This is a genomic window from Streptomyces sp. SID5469 (assembly GCF_009862865.1).
GTDB classification, from domain to species: Bacteria; Actinomycetota; Actinomycetes; order Streptomycetales; family Streptomycetaceae; genus Streptomyces; species Streptomyces avermitilis.
On sequence record NZ_WWIN01000001.1, the window covers coordinates 1,108,270 to 1,127,781 of the forward strand.

The following is a 19,512-nucleotide window of genomic DNA, read 5'->3' on the forward strand; positions in this document are numbered from 1 at the left end:
CCACTCGGCCCGGCCGAAGCCCTAGCCCGCCACCTTGGCACCCACGGGGCGCAAGCTCACTGGGCGGTTCAAACTCCCGTATTTGTACGCCTACTGACGTATGTATCTCCATATTGATCACCCTAAAAATAGAGGGGCTCAGCGGTCGCACGGCACACTCCGTAGCCTTCCGAAGGGTCGTGTATGGCGCTCCCTCGTTCGCCGGCCGCTGCCCTGCCCGGTCCGCAGTGGGCCGAACAGGACAGCTGGTCCTACCGGGATCTCGACCAGGCTCCGCTGTCGGCCGAGTGCCGTGACGAACTCGAAACGCTGCGGGCCGAGGCGGGCGGCGGCCGGCCGCCGGGCGGCTGGCCGGCCGGGTGGCCCGCACCGCCGCTGGTCGTGCGGGAGTCCCTTTTCCTCTGCCTGTTCCGCGCGGCGCTGGCCCGGGGGGAGCTGCGGTACGGGCGGTTCGTGTGGCAGGACCTGGACAGCGAGTTGGGCGTCCATTACCAGGAGAGTCGCGCGGCTCTGCTCAACGGCATCGTCCTGATCGGACTGCGTACCTTCTGCGACCAGATCTCCGGTGGCGAGGCGGCGCAGATGGAGCTTGTGGTGCCGATGGCCGTGGGGACTCCGAACGAGCCGGCCGGACTGGTCGTGGCGGCCGAGACGACCGCTCGCGGGCCCGAGCTGCTCGTGGACGTCTGGGGCGAGACGGCCGTGGCGGCCTGCTGGCAGGCCCTGATCGCGGTGTGCCGCTACGTCGCTTCGCTGGCCGGTGAGGACCAGTACTGCCGGCCGCTCGTACCCGGGGGCGTCCACGCCGCCGACGGATTCCTCACCGTGGTGCCTCAGGCCATGCACGCCGTCGACCGTCAGGGGCCGCGATGACCCTCCCGACCCTGCCTCCGGAGCTGGTCCAACTCGCCGTCGCGCTCGGGGTTCTCAGGCGGGAGCCGGGGGACGGCGCGGATCCCCGGCTGGAGGTGGATCAGGCCTTCTTCGCGGATCCCGGCAAGCAGTTGTCCGGTGTGCTCAGCGATCCGGTACGGCGTGCGGCCGCGCTGGAGCTCGCCGCGGCGCTGCTGGGCAGCGCGAAGAACGCGGCCCTCGAAACGGAGGGCGCCCAGCCCGGCCGGACCTGGATCCCGCTGCCCACGGGCGACGGTGCCACGGCCGGACGTCTCTATCTGGTGGTGGACGCGTCCGGCGACACGGTGGCGCTGTCGCTGGCCGGCCGCGCCACGCTGCGGGCCGCCGAGGTGGAGTGCGCCGCCTCGGTCGTCGTACCGATGGTGGCGACCGGCCCCGGCGGTACGCGATTCCTGCCCGGTACCGCGGACGGTGACATCCGCGTCGCCGTCAGCCTGCGACTCCCCCCGGCACCCGGCGACTTCGGCCTGGGCGGCCTGCGCGTCGGGGCGGACGTCCCCACCCATGCCCTCGGCCGCCCCCGGCTGCGGCTGAGCCTGACCGGGCTGCGGCTCCCGGGCGAACCCGCCCGCGATCTGGACATCGACGACGGGTCACTCCCCGGCCGGCTGGGTGAGCTGATCCCGCTGCTCGCCGACCTGCTCACCGGCCTGCTCCGGTCGAGGGGGACGATCGATCCCGCCAGTGCCGGGCGGCTGCGGCTGCTGCTCACGCTGTTCGGGCTCGGCGACACCTCCGTCATTCCGCCGCTTCCGCTGGCCGAACTCCCGGGCTCCGGCCCCCTGGTGTTCGCCGACTGGCTGCGCGCGGTGTTCCTTCCCAAGCCCGGCGAACCGGTGCCGCCACCCGCGGCACGGGCGTGGCTGGAGACCCTCGGGCAGCTGCTCGGGCTCCGGCTGTCGCTCCCCCTGCGGGGCGAGGGGACCACGGCTTCGCCGTATCTGCTCTGCCTGAGCCCACTGCCCGGGGTACGGGTCTGTGTACGGCTCGTCGCCCAGGCGGCGGACGACGGGCTGGAGCTCAGGCTGGGCCTGTCGGCCGCGGCCGAGGTGTCCGGGGCGGTCTCCGCCCATGCCGCGGCCGATCTGCTGGCCCTGCGACTGGGCGGCGGGGCCGATGTGCTGTGGCTGCCCGAGGTACGCGTACATGTCGAGGTGTCCGGCGCCGAGGGACACCTGCTGCGCCGCCCGGCCCCGCCGCAGCCGGTCACCTTGATGGTGGGGACGCTGTCCGCCGGCTTCTCGATCGGCTCGGACCGTGCGGTGCGGCTCCTGCTGGAGGCGGCCGACGTCGTCCTCGACGGACATCCGTACTCACGTCTGGACCTGTCCAGCGTCGAGGCGCTGGCCGCGGCCGCCGCGCAGGTGGGCGTCGACGCCCTGCACGATGCGCTGGAGACACTGTTCTCAAACGACGAGGACGGCGGCGGACGGCGTGCCACGGCCCTGCTCGTCCTGCTGGCCCTGCGCAAACCGGCCCTCGACTGGCCGGTCGGCCTGCCGCCCCTCACCGAGATCGTCGGCAACCCTGCGTACGCGCTGCTGCGTTACCACTCCCGGGTCCTCGCCGACGCCCCGCACCGATGGGGCGCCATCGCCGCGCAGCTGGCCGTCCTGGTGCGGGCCCCCGCCCCGACCGGCGAGGGCAGCGCCGTAGACCCCTGGGTCGTCTCCGTGGGCGACGTGGGCCTGCCCGCCCGGCCGGCCCTCCTCCTGTGGCAGGACGACGCCGAAGGCGCACCCCGGCTGACCGTCGGAGTCCGGCTGGTTTCGGCTCCGCTGCCCATCAGCGGCGGGGCTGTGCGGCTGTCCGCCGCGCTGGACGCCGTACGGCTGACTCTGCCCGCTGTGGACCCGCCGTCCGCCGTCGCGCTGACCGCCGCGGAGCTGCGGCTGGCGTGGGGGGAGGATCTGTCGTTCGACGCCGGGCCCGTACAGCTGAAGGCGGGTTCGCTCCTCCTGGCCGCCGGGTGGCGGCAGGGGGCCGGATGGGGGGCCCGCGCGCGGGTCACCGGTGCTTCGGTCACGGTCGAGGGCGACGAGGTGGCCCTGCCGGATCCGCTCGAACTCGCCACAGGGGTAGACCCGTTGCTCCCAGGCCCCGGATCCGCGCTGTGGCCGGCGCTCACCCGCCTCGCCGGTCTCGCGCTGCTGCGTACGACACCCCGCGAGGGTCTCGACCCGCGGAGCCTGCTCGCCGCGCTGCTCGGCTGGCTGCCGGCGCGTGGACGGCTGCGGGTGCCGGGTGAGGAGGACACCGGCATCGACCTCGCCGCGCTGATCGCCGACTGGCCGCCACTGCCGCTGGCGGGCCTTGTCACCGATCCCGTGGAGACGGTCCGGTCCTGGCTCGGCGACGTTCTGGCGGGCAGTGGTGGGGCGGACCGCAGTGTGGCCGCCATCGCGTTGCTGCGTGAACTTTTCGCCCGCGGCGGGCCGGAGCGGATCAGGCAGGTGGCGGTCGCGGGCGACGGAACGCACGAGCGGCCCTGGCGGCTGCCCCTCGACGACTCGGGGCCCGAGCTGCTCATATGGCTCGATCCCGACGGGCCCGGTCTGGACGGTCTCGGCGAGGTGCTCGACGCGCTCGTCCCGGCCGATCTCACCGCCGCTCTGGACGGCTCGGCGCCGCTCCCCGGCGTCGAGCGGCTCACGGCGGTGCTCAGCGGTGCCGCGCGCTTCGACAGCGACCTGGCCGAACTCCTCGACGAGCGGCCGGACTCGGCAGCCGATCTGTGGGCGCTGCTGAACCATGCAGCGGGCAGCGACGGGCTGCTGCCCGTCTCGGCGCAGGTACTGCCGGGGACCACGCACCCCACCGTCGTTCTGCCGCGCGGTCACCTCTGCGCGCCGGAGACGTTCGAACTGAGCGACCATCTGCCCGGCGCGGACCCCACCCGCACGGTGTACGTCTCCAGCGACCTGCCCGGGATACGACCCTGGCCCGGTCAGCCGGGGGCGGCCGGGGCACACCTGCTCGATCTGCGGACACCCGGCCTGGCGGCCGAGTCGTTCGGTCTCGGCGGGCTGGCGGCGACCGGCCCGTGGTACGTACTGCTTCCGCCGACCGAGGAGGCAACGGTCCGTCTGCGCCCGGCCGTTGCCGAGTTCCGACGCCTGGCCGGCGCGCCGGTCGTGCTCGTGGCGCACTCGCTGGCCGCCCGGGCGGCGGTCCAGGTCTGGTCCGAGGGGGGCCTCGCGCAGCTCGTCACGCTGGGCGGGCCACTGTCCGACACCGCCCGGCCCGGGCCTCTCGACGGACTGGAACAGCCGGGCGTACACGATGCCTTCCGGCTGTTGCAGTCCCTGGTGGGCCTGCTGCCCGCGGGCAGCTCCACCGACGGCTCGCCGCTGGCGGAACTGGTGGCGACCTGGGCGGCCGTGACCGGTGACGCTCCCTCGGGCCTACGTTCCGTTCCGTTCCCGGTCTCGGCGTTCACACCCGTCGCTCTGCCGTCCGCGGCACCCGCTCCGGTGCTGAGCGTCGTCACCCAGTTCACCCGCGAAGAACTGCATGGCGCGCTCACCGCCCTGGTCGCCGCGGTGGCCGCCCAGGTCCGTCGCCGGCTGCCCGGCGGCGGGGCCGTGCCGGGCCGCTCCCGGGCCACCCACCTCGGTCTTGGACTGAGCTTCCGCAGCACGGCCGCTGCCGCCGAGGGCATCGTCTGCGGCAGTGAACTGCGCCTGGACGCATGGCGCGTCCCGCTGCCCGCCGCGCAGCGGTCGGCGCCGACGGTCACTCCCCGGCTCCACGTACGACTGACACTGCGGCGGCCCGGCGGCTGGCTCCTCGACGGCAGGCCGGGGGCCGGGGCGCGGACCGGGCCGCAACCGCGACTGCGCGGCGCGGATCTCCTGGTCGGTATCGGCCCCCGCCTCGACGACGCCTCCGTGTCGGCCGTGCTCCATGACGCGGCACTCGACGGAGTGGGCCACGGCCGGCTCGCGATCACCCCGCACACGCTGGACGCGGCGGCCCGTCGGTTCCTGGGGCTGCTGGCGGACACGTTGTCGCCCCGGCCGACGGCAGGGCCCGTGCGCGACCTGGTGGACCTCCTCGTGCAGGCGGGCGTGGCCGTCCTGACGGCCGAGGAGCGCGTGGAGCTCCGCCCGGACACCCTGGAGCGTGTCATCGCGGATCCGGCAGGGCTCATACGGACTCTCCTTTCGGACCCGGCTGTCCGTGGCACGCTGCGGCGGCTGGCCGGACTGCCGGACGGCGGTGCGGGGTTGCTGTCCGCCGGCGGACTGGAGGTCGGCGTCACCCCCGACTGTGTGATCACCGTCAGCACACCGGAGCGGGGTCTGCCGCTCGCCGGCATCGCCACCGTGCACGGCACGCTCGTCGTCGGCCCGGAGCGCGCCCCGGCCCTCACCCTCAGGGTGCGCTCCGGACAGGTGGAGGCCGCCGTGCTGCCGGAGCCCGATCTTCCGGCTCTGGCCCGATTGGTCATGCTCACCACGGGCGGCGAGGCGATCCGCTGGGGTCTGCAGTCCCTGCGCGACCGTGGCATCCTCCTCGACCCGCTGCTGGATGTTCTCGGCCTGCTGGCGCACGACCCGCGGCGCCCCGACGCCCCGGGATCGGTCCGCTCCCCCGTGCCTCTGATCACCGCGCCGGGGCGCCGGCTCGTGGAGGTTCTCGGCGCGGACCGGCCCGGCGAGCCCTTCCTGCTCGCACCCGGTCACCTCGCCCGGCTGATCGACGCGGTGGCCCAACTGATCGGCTTACCGGGCGGGTTGACTGCGCTGTCGCTGCCCGGGGGCGGTTCGGTCAGTGTCGCCGAGGACGGCACGGACCTGGAGGTCACGCTGCGGCTGCGGGACGGGTCCGGGCCCGCTGCGCTGGAGTCCGCCGTGCACTGGCGGCTGCGGCCCGGGCCGACCGTCACGGCGTGGCTGACGTTGTCCGCCGAGCAGTCCGGGCCGGGCGGGTTCGGCGCCGGTCTGGAGCTGGAGGTCGGCCCCGAGGTGAAGGTGGCCGCCCGGCTCACGCCGCGGGCCGGCGCGCCCCGGCTGGACATCCCGCTGTATCCGCTGACGCCGGGACTCGGCGCGCTCGCGGAGCTCGGTCAGCAAGCGGCGCAGTACGCCCTTCCGATGCTCCTGGACGTTTTGCGGGACCTGGCCGATCCGGCCGATCCCGGCGATCCGCGGCTCAAGCAGATCGCCGCGGCGCTCGCCGGGCTGCTGGCCGCGCTGGAGCTGACCGATGCCGACGGCGCGGCCTCGATCGAGCAGTTGAAGCTGCTGGCGTCCGCTCCCGCCGACGAGTTCGGTGCGCGGTTCCGCCGGCATCCGTCCGAGGTGACCGCCGCGCTGAAGGCGCTGGCGCGCGCCCTGATCGGGGACGCGGCCGCGCAGCCGCCCGTGCTCTGGCGCAGCCCCGGTGGCCGCGTCGTCGTCGACCTCGACGCGGCGCCCGGGGGCGTGCCGCGGCTCACCGTCACCGCGGACGGCCTGCATCCCGTTCCCGGCACGGACGCCGAGGTGTCGTTCGCCGCCACCACGGCCGGACCCGCCCCCTGTCACCTGTCGTGGTCCGTCGTCGATCCGGACGCGCTCTTTCCCGGCCCGGTCGACCTCATGCCGTTCGTGCGGGTCACGCTGGGCGGCGTCGACGACCGGGTGGAGGCGGGCCTGTGGCTCGATCCGCCCGGGACGACCGACCGGGAGGCCCTGGTCCTGCGGCTGCCGGGCAGTCCGACGCTCGTGCACCGCCGTGGAGCCGCCGACTCCGCCGAGGTCGCGGCGGCCGTGCCCAAGCTGATCCGCCGTATCGCCGTACCCCTCGCCGCCGACCTGGCACTCACTCCGGCCCCGGTCACGGACCTGCTGAAGGCGCCCGTGGGCAACGACAGCACTGTGGGGAAGGTCCTGCACTCCGCGCGGATCCTGACCGGGACCGGCAGCCCGCCCGGCGCACCGTGGCGGCTGGCCGACGGGCTGCTCGACGCGCCGACTCCGCGGGTGCTGAGCGCTCTGGCCGGCTTCCTCACCGCGCTCGCGCCACGGCTCGGACCGGTACGGCTGCAACTCCTCGAAGCCGAGGACGGGCCGGGGCAAAGGCGGTACGGGCTCGGTCTGGAGCTCGTCGAGACGCCCTACCCGCTCCTGGAGCTGGGCGATGTCGTCGTCGCGCTCTCGGCCGACGGTTCCTGGGAGCCACCGGCGGCCGGAGCGGGCACCGCTCACGTAGAGGTGTGGCTCGGCAGCCTGCCGGACACCCTGCCGGGCCCGGACCCGGAGTTCTCCCCCGCGCTGCGACTGCGGGGACTCGGGCTTCAAGTGGGCGGCGCGAAAGGCCCGTTGCTCGACCAGGGTCTGCGGATCGACGCGCTGTCGCTGCACGGCTCATACGCACGCGACGCGTCCGGCTTCCAACACGCCGGTGCACGGCTGGAGTTGCGGGGGCTGGCCGTGCCGTTCGGCTCGGCCGGAGGTGGCACGAACCCGGTCGCCGCGAAGATCCTGCAACCGGAAGCCGCGGGCGGTGACGCCACTGCGGCCGCGCCGGGCTTCGATCCCGCGCTGGTCGTGTGGAAGCAGGGCCAGGACCCGGTGGCGCTGCGGCTGAGCGCGGGCGCGGGGTCCGGTCCGTGGTGGCTGTCCGTGGAGAAGCAGCTCGGTCCGCTCTACCTCGAACAGGTCGGCCTCTCCGTGGCCTACGACGGTGACCGGCTGCGCGAGGTGGGTGTGCTCGTCGACGGCGGAGTGGCGCTCGGCGGACTGGCCGTCGGTGTCGACGACCTGGCGCTCCACGTCCCCTGGGCCACACCGGCCGATCCGGCGACCTGGCGTCTGGGCCTCGCCGGGCTGGCCGTCTCCTACAGCGGGCCGAGCGTCAGTGTGGTCGGCGGGCTGCGCAGGCGCGAGCGCGACGGCGGTGTGGAGTACGCGGGGATGCTCAAGGTCGAGGCGGCGGGCTTCGGCCTCACCGCCGTCGGCGCGTACGGCACGTACCCCGTCGTCGGCACCGCGGAGCGCTACACGTCGATGTTCGGCATCGCCGCGATCGCCGCGCCGATCGGTGGTCCGCCCGCCTTCTTCATCACGGGCATCGGTGCCGGACTCGGCCTCAACCGCGGACTGGTGTTGCCCGGCAAGGTGACCGACGTCGGAGAGTTCCCGCTCGTGGCGGCCATGGATCCGAGCAGCCAACTGGTCCGCGAGCCGATGAAGGCGCTGGACTCGATGGGCCGGACGTTCCCGCCGCGGCGCGGGGCGTTCTGGCTGGCCGCGGGTGTCCGGTTCACCAGCTTCACGGTCGTGGAGTCCGTGGCCGTGCTGGCCGTGACCTTCGACCACGACGTCGAGGTGGTCCTGCTCGGTCTGTGCCGGATGGAACTGCCCAACCCCGCGAAGCCCATCGTCTCCATCGAGCTGGCGCTGCGGGCGCGCTTCTCCGCGCGCGAGGCGGTCCTGTCCGTCGAGGCGCAGCTGACCGACAACTCGTGGCTGCTGAACCGCGACTGCCGGGTCAGCGGCGGGTTCGCCATGGTGATCTGGTTCCGCACCGGCGAGTTCGTCCTGTCCCTGGGCGGCTACCATCCGCGCTTCGCGAAACCGGCCCACTATCCCGACGTGCCCCGGCTGGGCATTCACTGGCGGGTCAGTGACGCCATCGCGATCAAGGGCGAGAGCTACTTCACGCTCACCTCCAGCTGCGTCATGGCAGGGGCCCGCGTGGAGGCCGCCTTCGACGGCGGGTTCGTCCAGGCGTCCTTCGTCGCGGGCGTGGACGCGCTGGTCTCCTGGGATCCCTTCTTCTACGACGTCGGGGTGTACGTCGCGGTCAGCGCCCGTCTGGAGATCGACATCCGGGTGTGGTTCGTGCACGTCCGGATCACGATCGGCTTCTCGATCGCGGCCCAACTGACCGTGCAGGGCCCGGACGTACGCGGAGTGGCCGTCCTGGATCTCGATGTGTCCAAGGTCGAGGTCGCCTTCGGCGCCGTCGACGCCCCGGGCTCTCCGCCGCCGCTGGGCTGGGCGGCGTTCCACGACAAGTACCTCGTCGCCGGTGACCCGCACGGCGAGACGATGAGCCTGACCGTACGGGCGGGGGGCGCCGCCCGCGATCCGGGCGGCGCGACGGGCGCACCCGAGGACGGCAGCCGGGAGCGGCCGCTGCTGCTCACCTCGGAGTTCACCCTCGCCTCCACCACGCGTACCGCGAGCAACCGGGCCGGCGGCGAGGTGCTGAGCGGTCCGGCGCTGGACCTCGGCCCGATGCGGCGAGTCGACGTGGTGTCCGAACACCGCGTGGAGATGGTCCGGCTGGACGCCGACGGCAAGCCGGTCGGCACCCCGGTCGACCTGGCGTCGACGGCGGTACGAGGCAATGTGCCCGACGGCGTGTGGCGCTGGTTCGACGACGTGGAGCTGGACGAGGGCGGCGTCCGCGAAGCGTTCACCGGCCTGGTTCTCAGCGCGGTCACCCGCCTGGGCGGCGGACTCACCACCGGCTCCGTCGATGAGGTCGACCCCGGTCCGCGACGGCCCCTGCCGCTGAGCGACGACCGCGACCCGGCGGGCGTCCGGTCCGCCGCCATGGAGGCCGCCGTGCGGTGGTCGCGCACTCAGTCCGGTGCGAACACGCTGGACCGGGCGACTGAGTTCCTCGTACGCGGTGCCGGGTTCGCGGCCTTCGGCCGGTGTCTGAGCGGCGAGCCGAGCAGGCCGAGCGACTTCGCCCTCGCGCTGCTGCCGGCCGACCGCATCTCGCCGCCCCGGCTGGCCAGGATCACCGAGGGCCTGGTGACGCCGGCCCGGCCGCCCCTGCCGCTCACCCCGCGGCAGGCGCCGCAGCAGCCGGATCCCGAGCCGCCGCGCGTCGCGCCTCCGGTGTTGCTCGCGTCCCTGCGGCCGCCGGTCGGCCCGGTCCGCCGCGACGGGCGGACCACCGTGCGCGTCCCGCGGTGGCCGCGCCGAGCCGCGCCCACCCTGGCCGAGGCCCGTGAGCAGGCGCTGCCCACGGCCGCCCAGCTCTTCACCCGGCCCGCGCTCGCGGACCGGGTCGGGGCCTCTGGGGCGACCGCACGGGACCGCGGGCGGCGTTTCTCCCGCAGTGGGGAGGAACGGGAGGTGCTGCGTGGCCTGTTGAGCGTCGACCGCTCGGCGCCGTGGCTGCGTTCGGGTGAGCGGGACATCGTGGACGGTGGTCCGGTGCGGCTCGGGGCGGGCCAGATCCAGGTGTGGCGGCTGCGGCGCGCCGCCGAGGACGTCCGGGCCGAACGGCCGCGGCTGGCCGTCACCGGCGATCAGCGGGTGCGGATCGTGGCGCTCGACCGGGCCGGGGCCGCGCTTGTCGACTCCGAGGTGGCGGGCACGGCGGAGGTCCCGGTTCCCCGGGGCACCCAACTCCTCGCCCTCATCGGCCTGGGCACGACGCCGACGGCGAACCGGCCCAGGCGCGCGGGCCTCTCCGGCTGGCACCCGGGGTCGTTCGGCGCACAGGTGATGCCGGGCACCGTCCTCGTGCCCGGCGCCCGGGTCAGCACCGCCGCCCCCGGCTCCAAGCGCGGACTGCGCCCGGCACGGGTCGCCCTCGTCACGGGCTTCGACCTGGTCGGACGGCAGGGGCTGACCACCACCGAACTGCCCGCCTCCACGCACTCGGTCGTCGTCGTGCTGTCCGCCGCGGGGCCGGTCAAGGACACCGACGGGCTGCTGCTGGGCCTCGACGGTGCCCAGCGGGCCCGCGGCGCCACGGAGCCGACGCCGCCCCTCGCGGTCGAGCAGGGCGGGCAGACCGTGCTGCTCTACCCGGTGACACCGCAGGGCGGATCCCCGGTGTCGGTCACGACCGGCCACGACGAACGGTGGCGTCCCTCAGGTGTGCTGGGCAGCGCGCAGCCGGCGGAGCGGGTGGCCCGCGCGATCCTCCGGTACGGCCTGCCCGCCCTCACCGGCGACCTGGCGGGCGAGGGCTCCGGCCGCTCGGCCGTGACGTGGATCGGAGACGTGTGATGACAGAGCTCGGCGAGGGACAGTTCCGCCTGCACGGCTTCGCCCGGCCGCCGGTGACGGCGGGACCGCACCTGGTGCGCATGACACAGTCGGTCGACCAGGGCGATCCGATCGCCCCGGTGGAACGTCACGCGCTCGTCACCGCTCCCCAGTTCGCGCTCCCTCCGGGGGAGTTGCGCAGCGTCTTTCCCCCGCCGGAGGCGGTCGGCCCTTTCGACACCCGCTTCGCCCAGGTGGCGCTGCGCCGCCGCACCCTGCCCTGGGAGCGGCTGGTCACCGTCGGCCTCGATCCGCAGCGCCGCCCGTGGCTGGCCCTCGTCCTGCTCACGCAGAGCGAGGGCGACGTCGTCACCGGGGTGCCGGTGAGCACCGCGGTCCCCGCGTCCCTGCACGGCGCACTCGGCATCAGCGGGGCTTCGGGGACCTGCGACCGGCTGGACACGACCAGGGACGTGGTCCAGGCGCTGTTCCCGCGCCCCGACGAACTGGAACTGCTGTGCCACGTGCGTGAGGTGTCGCTCGGCGACTCGGAGCTCTCGGTCGGTGACGACGACGGATTCCTGGCCGTGGTGATCTGTGCCCGGCTGCCCCGCCCGGGACTCGCGTACCGGGCGTGTCTGGTCTCGCTGGAGGGCCGGATCGCGGAACTGCCCGCCGCCACCGGGGATCCGGCCAGCGGTCCCGGAGGTGCCGAGGCCGCTCCCGGTGGCGCGGGCGTCAGCTTCCCGGTCCTCGCCCACTGGCGGTTCCGTTGCGCGGCGGAGCCCGGCGACTTCGACTCCCTCATGAAGGGGCTCCATGTGGGGTCGCTGGGCACCGTACGGGGCAAGTGCCCGGCCGTCGCGCCCAGCGGGCACACCGTCATCGGTCACACCACGCGGCGCGGCGAGGAGACGGCCGCCTGGTACCGGGGACCGCTGACCCCGCGCGAGGTGCCCCGCCGGCCTGCGGGCAGCCCCTGTCTGACGGCGGACCAGGGCCGGGCTGTCGCCGCCGACGGGCTGGAGGACCTCACGGTGGCCGCCGCCCACGAGGTCGGCCGGCTGCTCGCGCTGTCGTCCCCGCGGTTCCTCGCCTCGCTGCGCGACTGGCGCAGGCGGACCCTGGCCGCCGACGCGGTGGCCGCCGCCCTCGAACTGCTTCCGGAAGTACGGGACTTGGGCCTCACCCGGCTCACGGTGGGCCAGGGTCTGGGCCTGGCGCTGATCGGCACGCTCGTCGACGGCCGCGAGCCGCTGGGCGCCCCGGTCCCGCTCGCCGACGCCGAGTGGGCACTGCCGCAGTTCCCGCCCGATGTCATCGTGTCCGGCACGGGTCTGCCACGGGATCTCGTACGGCAGATCCTCGGCGACCTGCCGGTGCTCACCGACCCCGACCCCACACCGCCCGCCTCGCCCCTCGACCAGACCTTCGACGGCCTGCGGCAGACCCCCGACCAGCTCGCCCCGCTCCGTGACGCCCTGCGCGAACGGGTCCGGTGGATCGCCCGGCAGGCGGGGCTGGACCCGGACACCACGCTGTTCGACCCCGCCTACGCGCCCACCACGTTGGAGGAGCTCTTCCCATGAGCACCCGATACCGTTCCGAGGCCGCCGTCGAGCAGGTGCTGACCGCCGCCGCCGGCAAGGTCAGCGCGGGCGAGCCACCCCCGGACGACGTACTCGACTGGCTCGCCCGGCTGCGCCTGCTGGAAGGGGTCCCCTTCGCCTACCTCGTCACCGACGAACGTCTCCTGCCGCTCGAATCCGCGCGTTTCTTCTTCCTCGACCGGAACTGGACGGACGCGGCCGTGGACGGCGCGCTCTCGGCAGGCCCCTCCACCACGCGGGACCGGGCCCATCTCGTGGCGCGGCACGGCCGGATCCGCGACGCCGTGGATGCCTCGGAACGCAATGTGTGGATCAAGGCGGCGCGACCGGGCCTGTCCTACGACGCGGAACCGGTCGGCACGGTCACGGGTTTCCTGCTGCGCTCCCGTGCGGTCTCCGGCTGGCCGGGGCTGCGCGCGCAGGCATTCCACGAGGGGCAGCCGGTCAGGCCGCTGCGGATCGAACGCCTGGCGCCCGCCGTGCTGTTGGCGCTGTTCGACGGCCTGCCCACCCGCGTCCTGGTCGAAGAGCCGCACCAGGGGCTGCAGTTCGGCGTGGACCTGGCGGACGGCGGCGTGTTCACCGTCGCGCGCCGCCCGCCGGAGCCAGAAGGCGCCGCCACCGTGCTGTTCCGTCCCTCGGGCTGCGGTGTCGTGGACGTGCGCAGGCTTTGGGCCGATCTCGGTCACACGACAGCCGCCGACGGCGCCGCGACCTTCGCGCTCCACCTCGTGCAGCGCCCGTATCAGCAGGAGTTCTCCGGGACGGGAGAAGGCCCGCTGTTCAGCCCGTCGATCTCCCTGGACGACCTCGCCGCGGCCTTCGAGGAGTCGCCGTGACCGAGGCGTTTCCCCTGCACCCGGCCTTCGCGGTCACCGCGCGCACCGGCCTGACCGCCGCGGCCTCCCGCTCCTGGGCGGCCGGACTGCACCGCGGGCCCCGGCTGCTGGTGCCGGTCGACGTGCAGGCACTGGTCGTGCACGAAGGCCACGCGGAAGCCAGGGCCGACATCGGACTGCGGCTGTTCGACGGGCTGTCCAGGGACCCGTCCGCGCCGGGACCGCGCACGTCCGCGCCCTTCACTCCGGCCGCCCCGCTCGGCCCCGGTGTCCATCTGCACTGGGCGCTGCCGGACGCGCTGACCCACGCGGTGGCGGACAGCCCGGGGGCGGAGCCGGTCTGGCAGCCGCTGCCCGACCGCTGGGTCGTGGTCCGGCTCGGCCACTACACCGGGCAGCCCCGCGCGGTGCAGGCGTGGGTCCTGGAGGCGGAGAAGGGCGGCAGCGGCGCGCTCGACGGATGGCAGCCGGGCGGCGCCCGCGCCTATCGCACCCCGCAGCTCCGCCCGGAGCAGCTCACCGCCGTCTGCGGCGGCGACCCGGCCTGGGCCGCCGCATACGACAACGTGGCCGAGCGGTTCGCCCATTACGACGACTGGTCCACGGTTCCCGCACTGCACCGCAGAGCGCTGGCCTACGTCGTGGTCGGCTGGTACTCCCGCCCCGAACTCGACCCGGTCGCGGCGGCCGACACTCCCGCCGCGTTCCGTGCCCTCCTGGACCGGCTCGGCTGGCAGGTGGACACCGCCCGGCTCACCCGCGCCCAGGCCGAGGCCGAGCGCTCCACGACGCAGGCCGAGGCGCTCGGCCGACGGTCGGCCGACCTGCCGCCCCCGGCCTCCCCCGCGCTCGCCGGCCTCCTCGGGGCACAGCAGCCCGCCGCCGACCCGCACGCCTGGTGGCCCCGGCAGACCGTCTTCCACGGCGTGGTGTACGGGGTGCACGCGGATTCCGCTTCGGCCGTGGATCCCCGGCCCGAGCCGGGGGCACCACGGGTGGCGATCGGGGCCACCTCCGCGGAGGCGCTCGCCGCCCTCGTCGCCGGTGAACTGAACCGCCCGGACACCGAGATCCTCTACCAGGCCTTCGCGCACGGGCTCGCCACGACGCTCGGCGAACCCGACGGGCTGCCTCGGATCGAGGAGGAGATCCACGCCCGGGGCTTCGTGGCGCGCCCCGGAGCGGCCCGCGCGGAACGCGTCGCCACCGGCGACCCGTTCACCGGTCTGCGGCCCACCACACCCCCGACCCCGGCCCTGGACCGGGTCCGCGCGGATACCGCGTCCGGTATCCCGGACTTCGTGGTGGGCCGTGCCGTCCTCGCGGACCTGCACCTGATCGAGAACCAACCGGAACGGGTGGCACCGCCCGCCGATCCTCGCCGCACCGAGACAGTGCAACGGCCCCTGCCCCGGCGGTTCCACCCCCAGGACCCCGTGCTCGTGATGCGGGGCCTGCGCCGGTCCCTGCGGCACGGGTACGACGGGGTCCGCACCCCGGGTGAACGCCTGGCCTGCCGGCTGACCGGGGACACGGTGACACGCCTGGCGGGTGTCATCGACGGGCGGGACCTGCTGGCACGCGGACTGGACCACGGCTCGCTCCCGGCCGAGGCCGAGGCGCTGGTCGTCGAGGCGGCGGTCGAGGATCCGTACGCCGATTACATCGAAGCGCTCGGCCGTCTCCACCGGTACGGGCTGCCGCCGGAGGAGGCCGCGCGGCGGCTGCGGGCCGAGGGGGCCATGATGGTCTGGTCCCTGGCCTTCCCGAGCCGTGCCGCGCCGCTCACCCATCTGTCCCTCAAGGACGGCACGGGATCCTCGCCGGTAGGGATCACCCTGTGGCGCCAGGCATGGGTGCCGCTGTGGTGCGAGTGGGAACTGGAATGGAATCCCCATCCGGACGCCGGGGACTGGGAGTTGGGTGAACTCGACTTCGATCCGCACTCCGCTGCCGGATTCTCCCAGACCGGTGCCACCGTGCTGCGGGGACGGTCCTCACTCGTCTCGGCGCCGTCGCGGGCGCTCGGGGACGAGATCTCCCGGTTCCTGGCCGAGGAGGACCGGCTCGATCTGCGCGGCGAGGGCAGGATCGACGACGCGCTCGCGAGCCGGTTGCGCCGGCTCTCGGCCGATCAGGGGGTGCCCGACCTGGTGTCGGCGGGCTTCGACGGGCTGCGTGAGCGCATGCTCGGCTTCACCGACGACGTGGCGCTCACCCCCGGTGTCCCGCCGGCACCGACGGAACCGCCCGACCTGCTGCGGGCCGGGTTCGCCCGGCTGCGGCAACTGCGGGTGGTGGACGCGTTCGGCCGGACCGTGGATCTGCTGGACCCGGCGACCCCGCCCGCGTACGTCGGGTCGGGGCTGCGCGGCCCGGCCCGGGACGTCTTCGCACTGCCGCCGCGCGTCAACCAGCCCGCGACGCTGTCCTTCCGGCTCGTCGACGCCTCCGACGAACTGCGCGAGGCGGGCATCGACCAGCAGGAGGGCGCGGCGAGCCCGCTGGCCGGCTGGCTGCTCGCCGACCACGCGGACGGGGCGGTGGAGTTCTTCGCGCCCGGTGGCCGTGCGCTCGGTCAGCTCGCACACGACGCGCTGTCCGGTGCCGTGGTCTGGGAGGGCCCGCCGGGACATCGTGCGCCGGTGGGCGCCCCGCCGTCGGCGGCCTTCGGCGGACAGCCGCGCCTGCGGCATCTCCTGGGCCTGGCCGAGGGGTTGATCGACCGCGACAGCCGGGAACGCGCCACCGGTGTCTCCCGGTCCGACACCCCGTTGGACGCGCTGCTGCGTATCGTCGACACGACCTCGACGACGGTCGGAGCGGGCGGCCTGACCGGCAGCGAACACACCGCGCAGCTCGTGGGAAGGCCGATCGCTGTGGTACGTGCCCGGCTGATGCTGGACATCGAACCGGAGGGCGAGCATCCTGCCCTGTCCCCGGCCGCGCGGGCCGGGCGCGCCGCGGCCTGGGCGTGGTTGGCCGGACGGCGGTTCCCCGTTCGTCTCGGCGCGCTGACCCGTCTCGACGACGGCCTCCTGGCCTACTTCGTGGACGACGACTACGGCCTGATCCACCCCGTCCACGCCGACGTGGCGCGGGTCGCCACTCCCTCGGGCAGGCACCGGGGTGATTTCGCCGCCCTCGGACAACGCGCCACGACTCCCCGGCCGATCGGCACCCCGACCGTGGCCGACGGTTCCGCGCTGTCCCTGCTGCCCGGCCGGTCCCTGAGGCTCACCCTGCTCATGGATCCGGCCGCCAAGGTCCACGCCACCTCCGGGATACTGCCCCGCAAGAGCGTGGATCTGCTGCGCGACTGGTTCGCGGAGGATCTGGCCCGGCTGGTGCCGTCGGTGCGGGTCGGGCCCGTCCTCGTCGATCCGGCCACCATCCGTATGCCGCTCACGCCCGCGCCGGACGGCGAGCGGCTGTGGACCCGGCGCACCGCGCCCCTGTCCTGGCGCGACGACCCCGTCGTGGCCGCCACCCAGCAGGCCTTGCTGCCGGAGGTACCGGCATGGGCCCAGGAAGGCTATCTGCGCCTCGCACCGGAAGCGCGGGAAGCGCCTCAGGACGGGGGCACCGGGTGAGTTCCGCACTGGCACGGCTGTCAGCGGCGGCGCTGGGGCAGCCGCCGCCCCAGCCGCCCCGGATCGGCATCGAGATCCACCAGGTGCTGATCCGGCCGCGCGTACCGCGCCCGGACGAGCCTGCGCTGACCGAGGTCGACCAGTTCGGCAGCCTGGCCGGGCTCGTCGTCGGGCCGCTGCCCGCCGACTTCACGCTGGTGACGATCGGCCGGGTGACCGTGGACGGGCGGGGCACGGACGCGTTGCGCGTGGCGGCCGAAGTCGACCGGGCCTACCTCACCGGGGAGACGGCCTGGGTGCTGCCGCCCACCTCGGCCGGCTACTTCCGGCAGGAGACCCGCGTCGATCTGCGGACCGACCTGCCGTCTCCTCGCTACCTGGACTACCGAATCCTGGCCGGCACTCCCCGGCGTGTGGCCGCCGAACAGCCGGTCCGACTGGAGACGGCGACCCTCGACGGTTTCCTCGAACTCGCCGAGGAGGGCGAGAGCGAGCGTCCCGCGGGCAGGACCCACCTCGAGTACCTGACCTCGGTGCGCAAGCTCCGGGTGGATTCCGAACTGGACCAGTACCGGCAGCGGATGATCCAGAACCGGCGGAACATCCCCCCGTACGACCAGACGCCGGGCTCGTCCTGGGAGCTGCCCCGCCGGGCCGCCCGGCTGGCCGCGCTGCTGCGGGTGCAGCACGGCTTCGAGCGGCTCGACCTGGCGCAGGTGCTGGCCGGCATCGACGGGGCCGACCGGCAGACGCCCGGCCCCCTGGACCCGGCCCCTCGAGCGGATCTCGCCCTCACCTGGAGCGGTGACCTCGGGCGCGCCCTCGCCGCGTACGTCCGCGCCCGCCACGCGCCCGGGGTGCCGGCCGCGGACCGCGGTCGGTCGCTGGACCACTGGGTCGCCCGCCACGCTTCGACGCCGCGGCTGCTGGGCGACATCGACGGGGTGAACCTCGGCGAGTCCTTCGACCCGCACCGCTCGCTGGCGGCGCAGCTGCGTGAGTACTACGACGGCGCCGTGGACCGGCGTTGCACCGCGTTCGTCGCCGCCACCAGGACCAGTGCCGGAGCGCCGGCGCTCCCCCTGGCACCTGGCTTCGGCCCGCCTCGCTTCGCCGACGCCGCGGTCGGCTTCGTCGCCGGGGAGATCGTCGCGTTCGCCGTCGACTTCCTGCGCTTCGCACTCGGCGGCGCGTTCGAGAGCGTGCGCAGCCGTGCCGAGGCCATGCTCGCGCCGGACTCTCCCGAGGTACTGCAACTGACACACCGCTTGCTGCACTTCGTCGAGGCGGGGCTGGCCGCCGAACTCTCACCACCGTCGGACACGGCCCTGGTGATCCTGCGCCGCGACGGCAGCCCGATCCCCGGATTCACCGTACGGCTCATCCCGCCATCGGGAGGACGGCATTCCGGGATCGCGGCCACGACGGACGCGCTGGGCACCCTCATGGTTCCCGACGCCGGGACGCGTGCCTGGACGGTCGCCTGCGCCGACCACGAGCTGGCACCCGCCGCCGAAGCCACCGACCCCGTGCCCGTGACCGAACTGCGGCCCGGCCGCACGCCACTCGATCTGCCCCGCCACCACCGGCTCCCGCCCGGTACGACGACGGAGCTGGTCGCCCGCGAGGTGCTCGTTCTCGTCTGCCCCCGGTGCGATGCGGCGCTCAGGGTCGTGGAACCGCCGCCGCGCTCCCTCGAATGCCCCCGCGACGGCTACGACCTGTCGGAACTCCGCACCACCGTGATCACCGACATCGGCCGGTTCAACGCGCCGGTCTCGGGGCAGCGCCCGCACCGGACTCCCCTGAGGCTGACGTCCTGCGGCACCCGGCCGGTCGACACCGCGCACGGCCCCGTCGCCGCCTGCTGGGACGAGTCGCGCTTCCTGCATCCGGCGAGCGGCGACTACGAGTTGTGGGCCATGACACCGCGAGGGCCGCTGACCGTGTCCGTCGTCGGCCGCGCCACCTGGGGGGCGGCCCCGCCGCAGATCGACCCCCCGCTGCGTACCTGGGATTTCCACGAGGCCGCCTCCGGCCCCCTCGCGCCACCGCCCTACCGCGGCAGTCCCGTACCGCTCAGCGAGAACCGGCCCCTGGCCTCCGTCTACCGCTGGATCACCATCCACCACTCGGCCGACCCCGTCACGTACACGCATGAGGGCCCGCGCACGATCCAGCGGGCGCACTTCGCGGACGACAAGGCCGACATCGGTTACCACTACATCATCGACGGCGCCGGGACGATCTACGAGGGGCGGCCACTCGGCATCGAGGGCTCACACGCTGAACTCTTCAACGCCGGCAATCTCGGCATCGTGCTCACCGGCGACTTCGGACCGCGCTGGCAGAACCAGTGGGCACGCTACGACCACCCGACGCCCAAGCAACTCACAACACTCGACGTCCTCGTGGACGTCCTGGCCGTCCGCTTCGGCATCAGCAGCGTCTGGGGCCACCAGCCGCGCAAGAAGCAGTCCCGGGCCCCGGCATCCACCCAGTGCCCCGGTGAGTACCTCATGAGCCATGTCGACGAACTGCGCCTCGTGTACCCGGGTGATCCATTCTGAACGGCCCCGCCCAGGCCGTGCACCGTGTGCGCCGG

At 74.4% G+C, this 19,512-nt stretch carries 6 protein-coding genes; all 6 read left to right on the plus strand.

The features are described 5' to 3' along the window. Window positions 1–183: 183 nt before the first annotated feature. Genes GTY58_RS04935 through GTY58_RS41545 form a run of 6 tightly spaced genes read left to right on the plus strand, consistent with a single transcriptional unit; the run spans window position 184 to window position 19,477 of the window. Window positions 184–873 carry a hypothetical protein gene (locus tag GTY58_RS04935; protein WP_010982363.1) on the plus strand — a complete coding sequence of 230 codons (690 nt, stop codon included), beginning with the start codon at window positions 184–186 and terminating at the stop codon, window positions 871–873. Next, on the plus strand, window positions 870–10,886 hold the full coding sequence (locus GTY58_RS04940) for a DUF6603 domain-containing protein (protein ID WP_010982364.1): 10,017 nt from the start codon (window positions 870–872) through the stop codon (window positions 10,884–10,886). The genes GTY58_RS04935 and GTY58_RS04940 overlap by 4 nt, the downstream gene beginning before the upstream one ends. After that, the gene (locus GTY58_RS04945; protein ID WP_010982365.1) at window positions 10,886–12,454 is read left to right on the plus strand and encodes a hypothetical protein; all 1,569 of its coding nucleotides are present in this window, start codon (window positions 10,886–10,888) and stop codon (window positions 12,452–12,454) included. The genes GTY58_RS04940 and GTY58_RS04945 overlap by 1 nt, the downstream gene beginning before the upstream one ends. Next, window positions 12,451–13,314 (plus strand): hypothetical protein, encoded by an 864-nt coding sequence (locus GTY58_RS04950; protein ID WP_010982366.1) that lies wholly within the window; start codon window positions 12,451–12,453, stop codon window positions 13,312–13,314. Before GTY58_RS04945 ends, GTY58_RS04950 begins: the two co-directional genes overlap by 4 nt. After that, window positions 13,311–16,907 (plus strand): hypothetical protein, encoded by a 3,597-nt coding sequence (locus GTY58_RS04955; protein ID WP_010982367.1) that lies wholly within the window; start codon window positions 13,311–13,313, stop codon window positions 16,905–16,907. The genes GTY58_RS04950 and GTY58_RS04955 overlap by 4 nt, the downstream gene beginning before the upstream one ends. Then, window positions 16,904–19,477: a peptidoglycan recognition family protein gene (locus GTY58_RS41545; protein ID WP_010982368.1), complete on the plus strand. Its 2,574-nt coding sequence runs from the start codon at window positions 16,904–16,906 to the stop codon at window positions 19,475–19,477. The genes GTY58_RS04955 and GTY58_RS41545 overlap by 4 nt, the downstream gene beginning before the upstream one ends. The last annotated feature ends 35 nt before the right edge of the window (window positions 19,478–19,512 follow it).

What these genes read in the sequence shown, in the direction of transcription:
- GTY58_RS04935 (WP_010982363.1), top strand. Translation starts at nt 184, where the DNA reads ATGGCGCTCCCTCGTTCGCCGGCCGCTGCCCTGCCCGGTCCGCAGTGG.
- GTY58_RS04940 (WP_010982364.1), top strand. Translation starts at nt 870, where the DNA reads ATGACCCTCCCGACCCTGCCTCCGGAGCTGGTCCAACTCGCCGTCGCG.
- GTY58_RS04945 (WP_010982365.1), top strand. Translation starts at nt 10,886, where the DNA reads ATGACAGAGCTCGGCGAGGGACAGTTCCGCCTGCACGGCTTCGCCCGG.
- GTY58_RS04950 (WP_010982366.1), top strand. Translation starts at nt 12,451, where the DNA reads ATGAGCACCCGATACCGTTCCGAGGCCGCCGTCGAGCAGGTGCTGACC.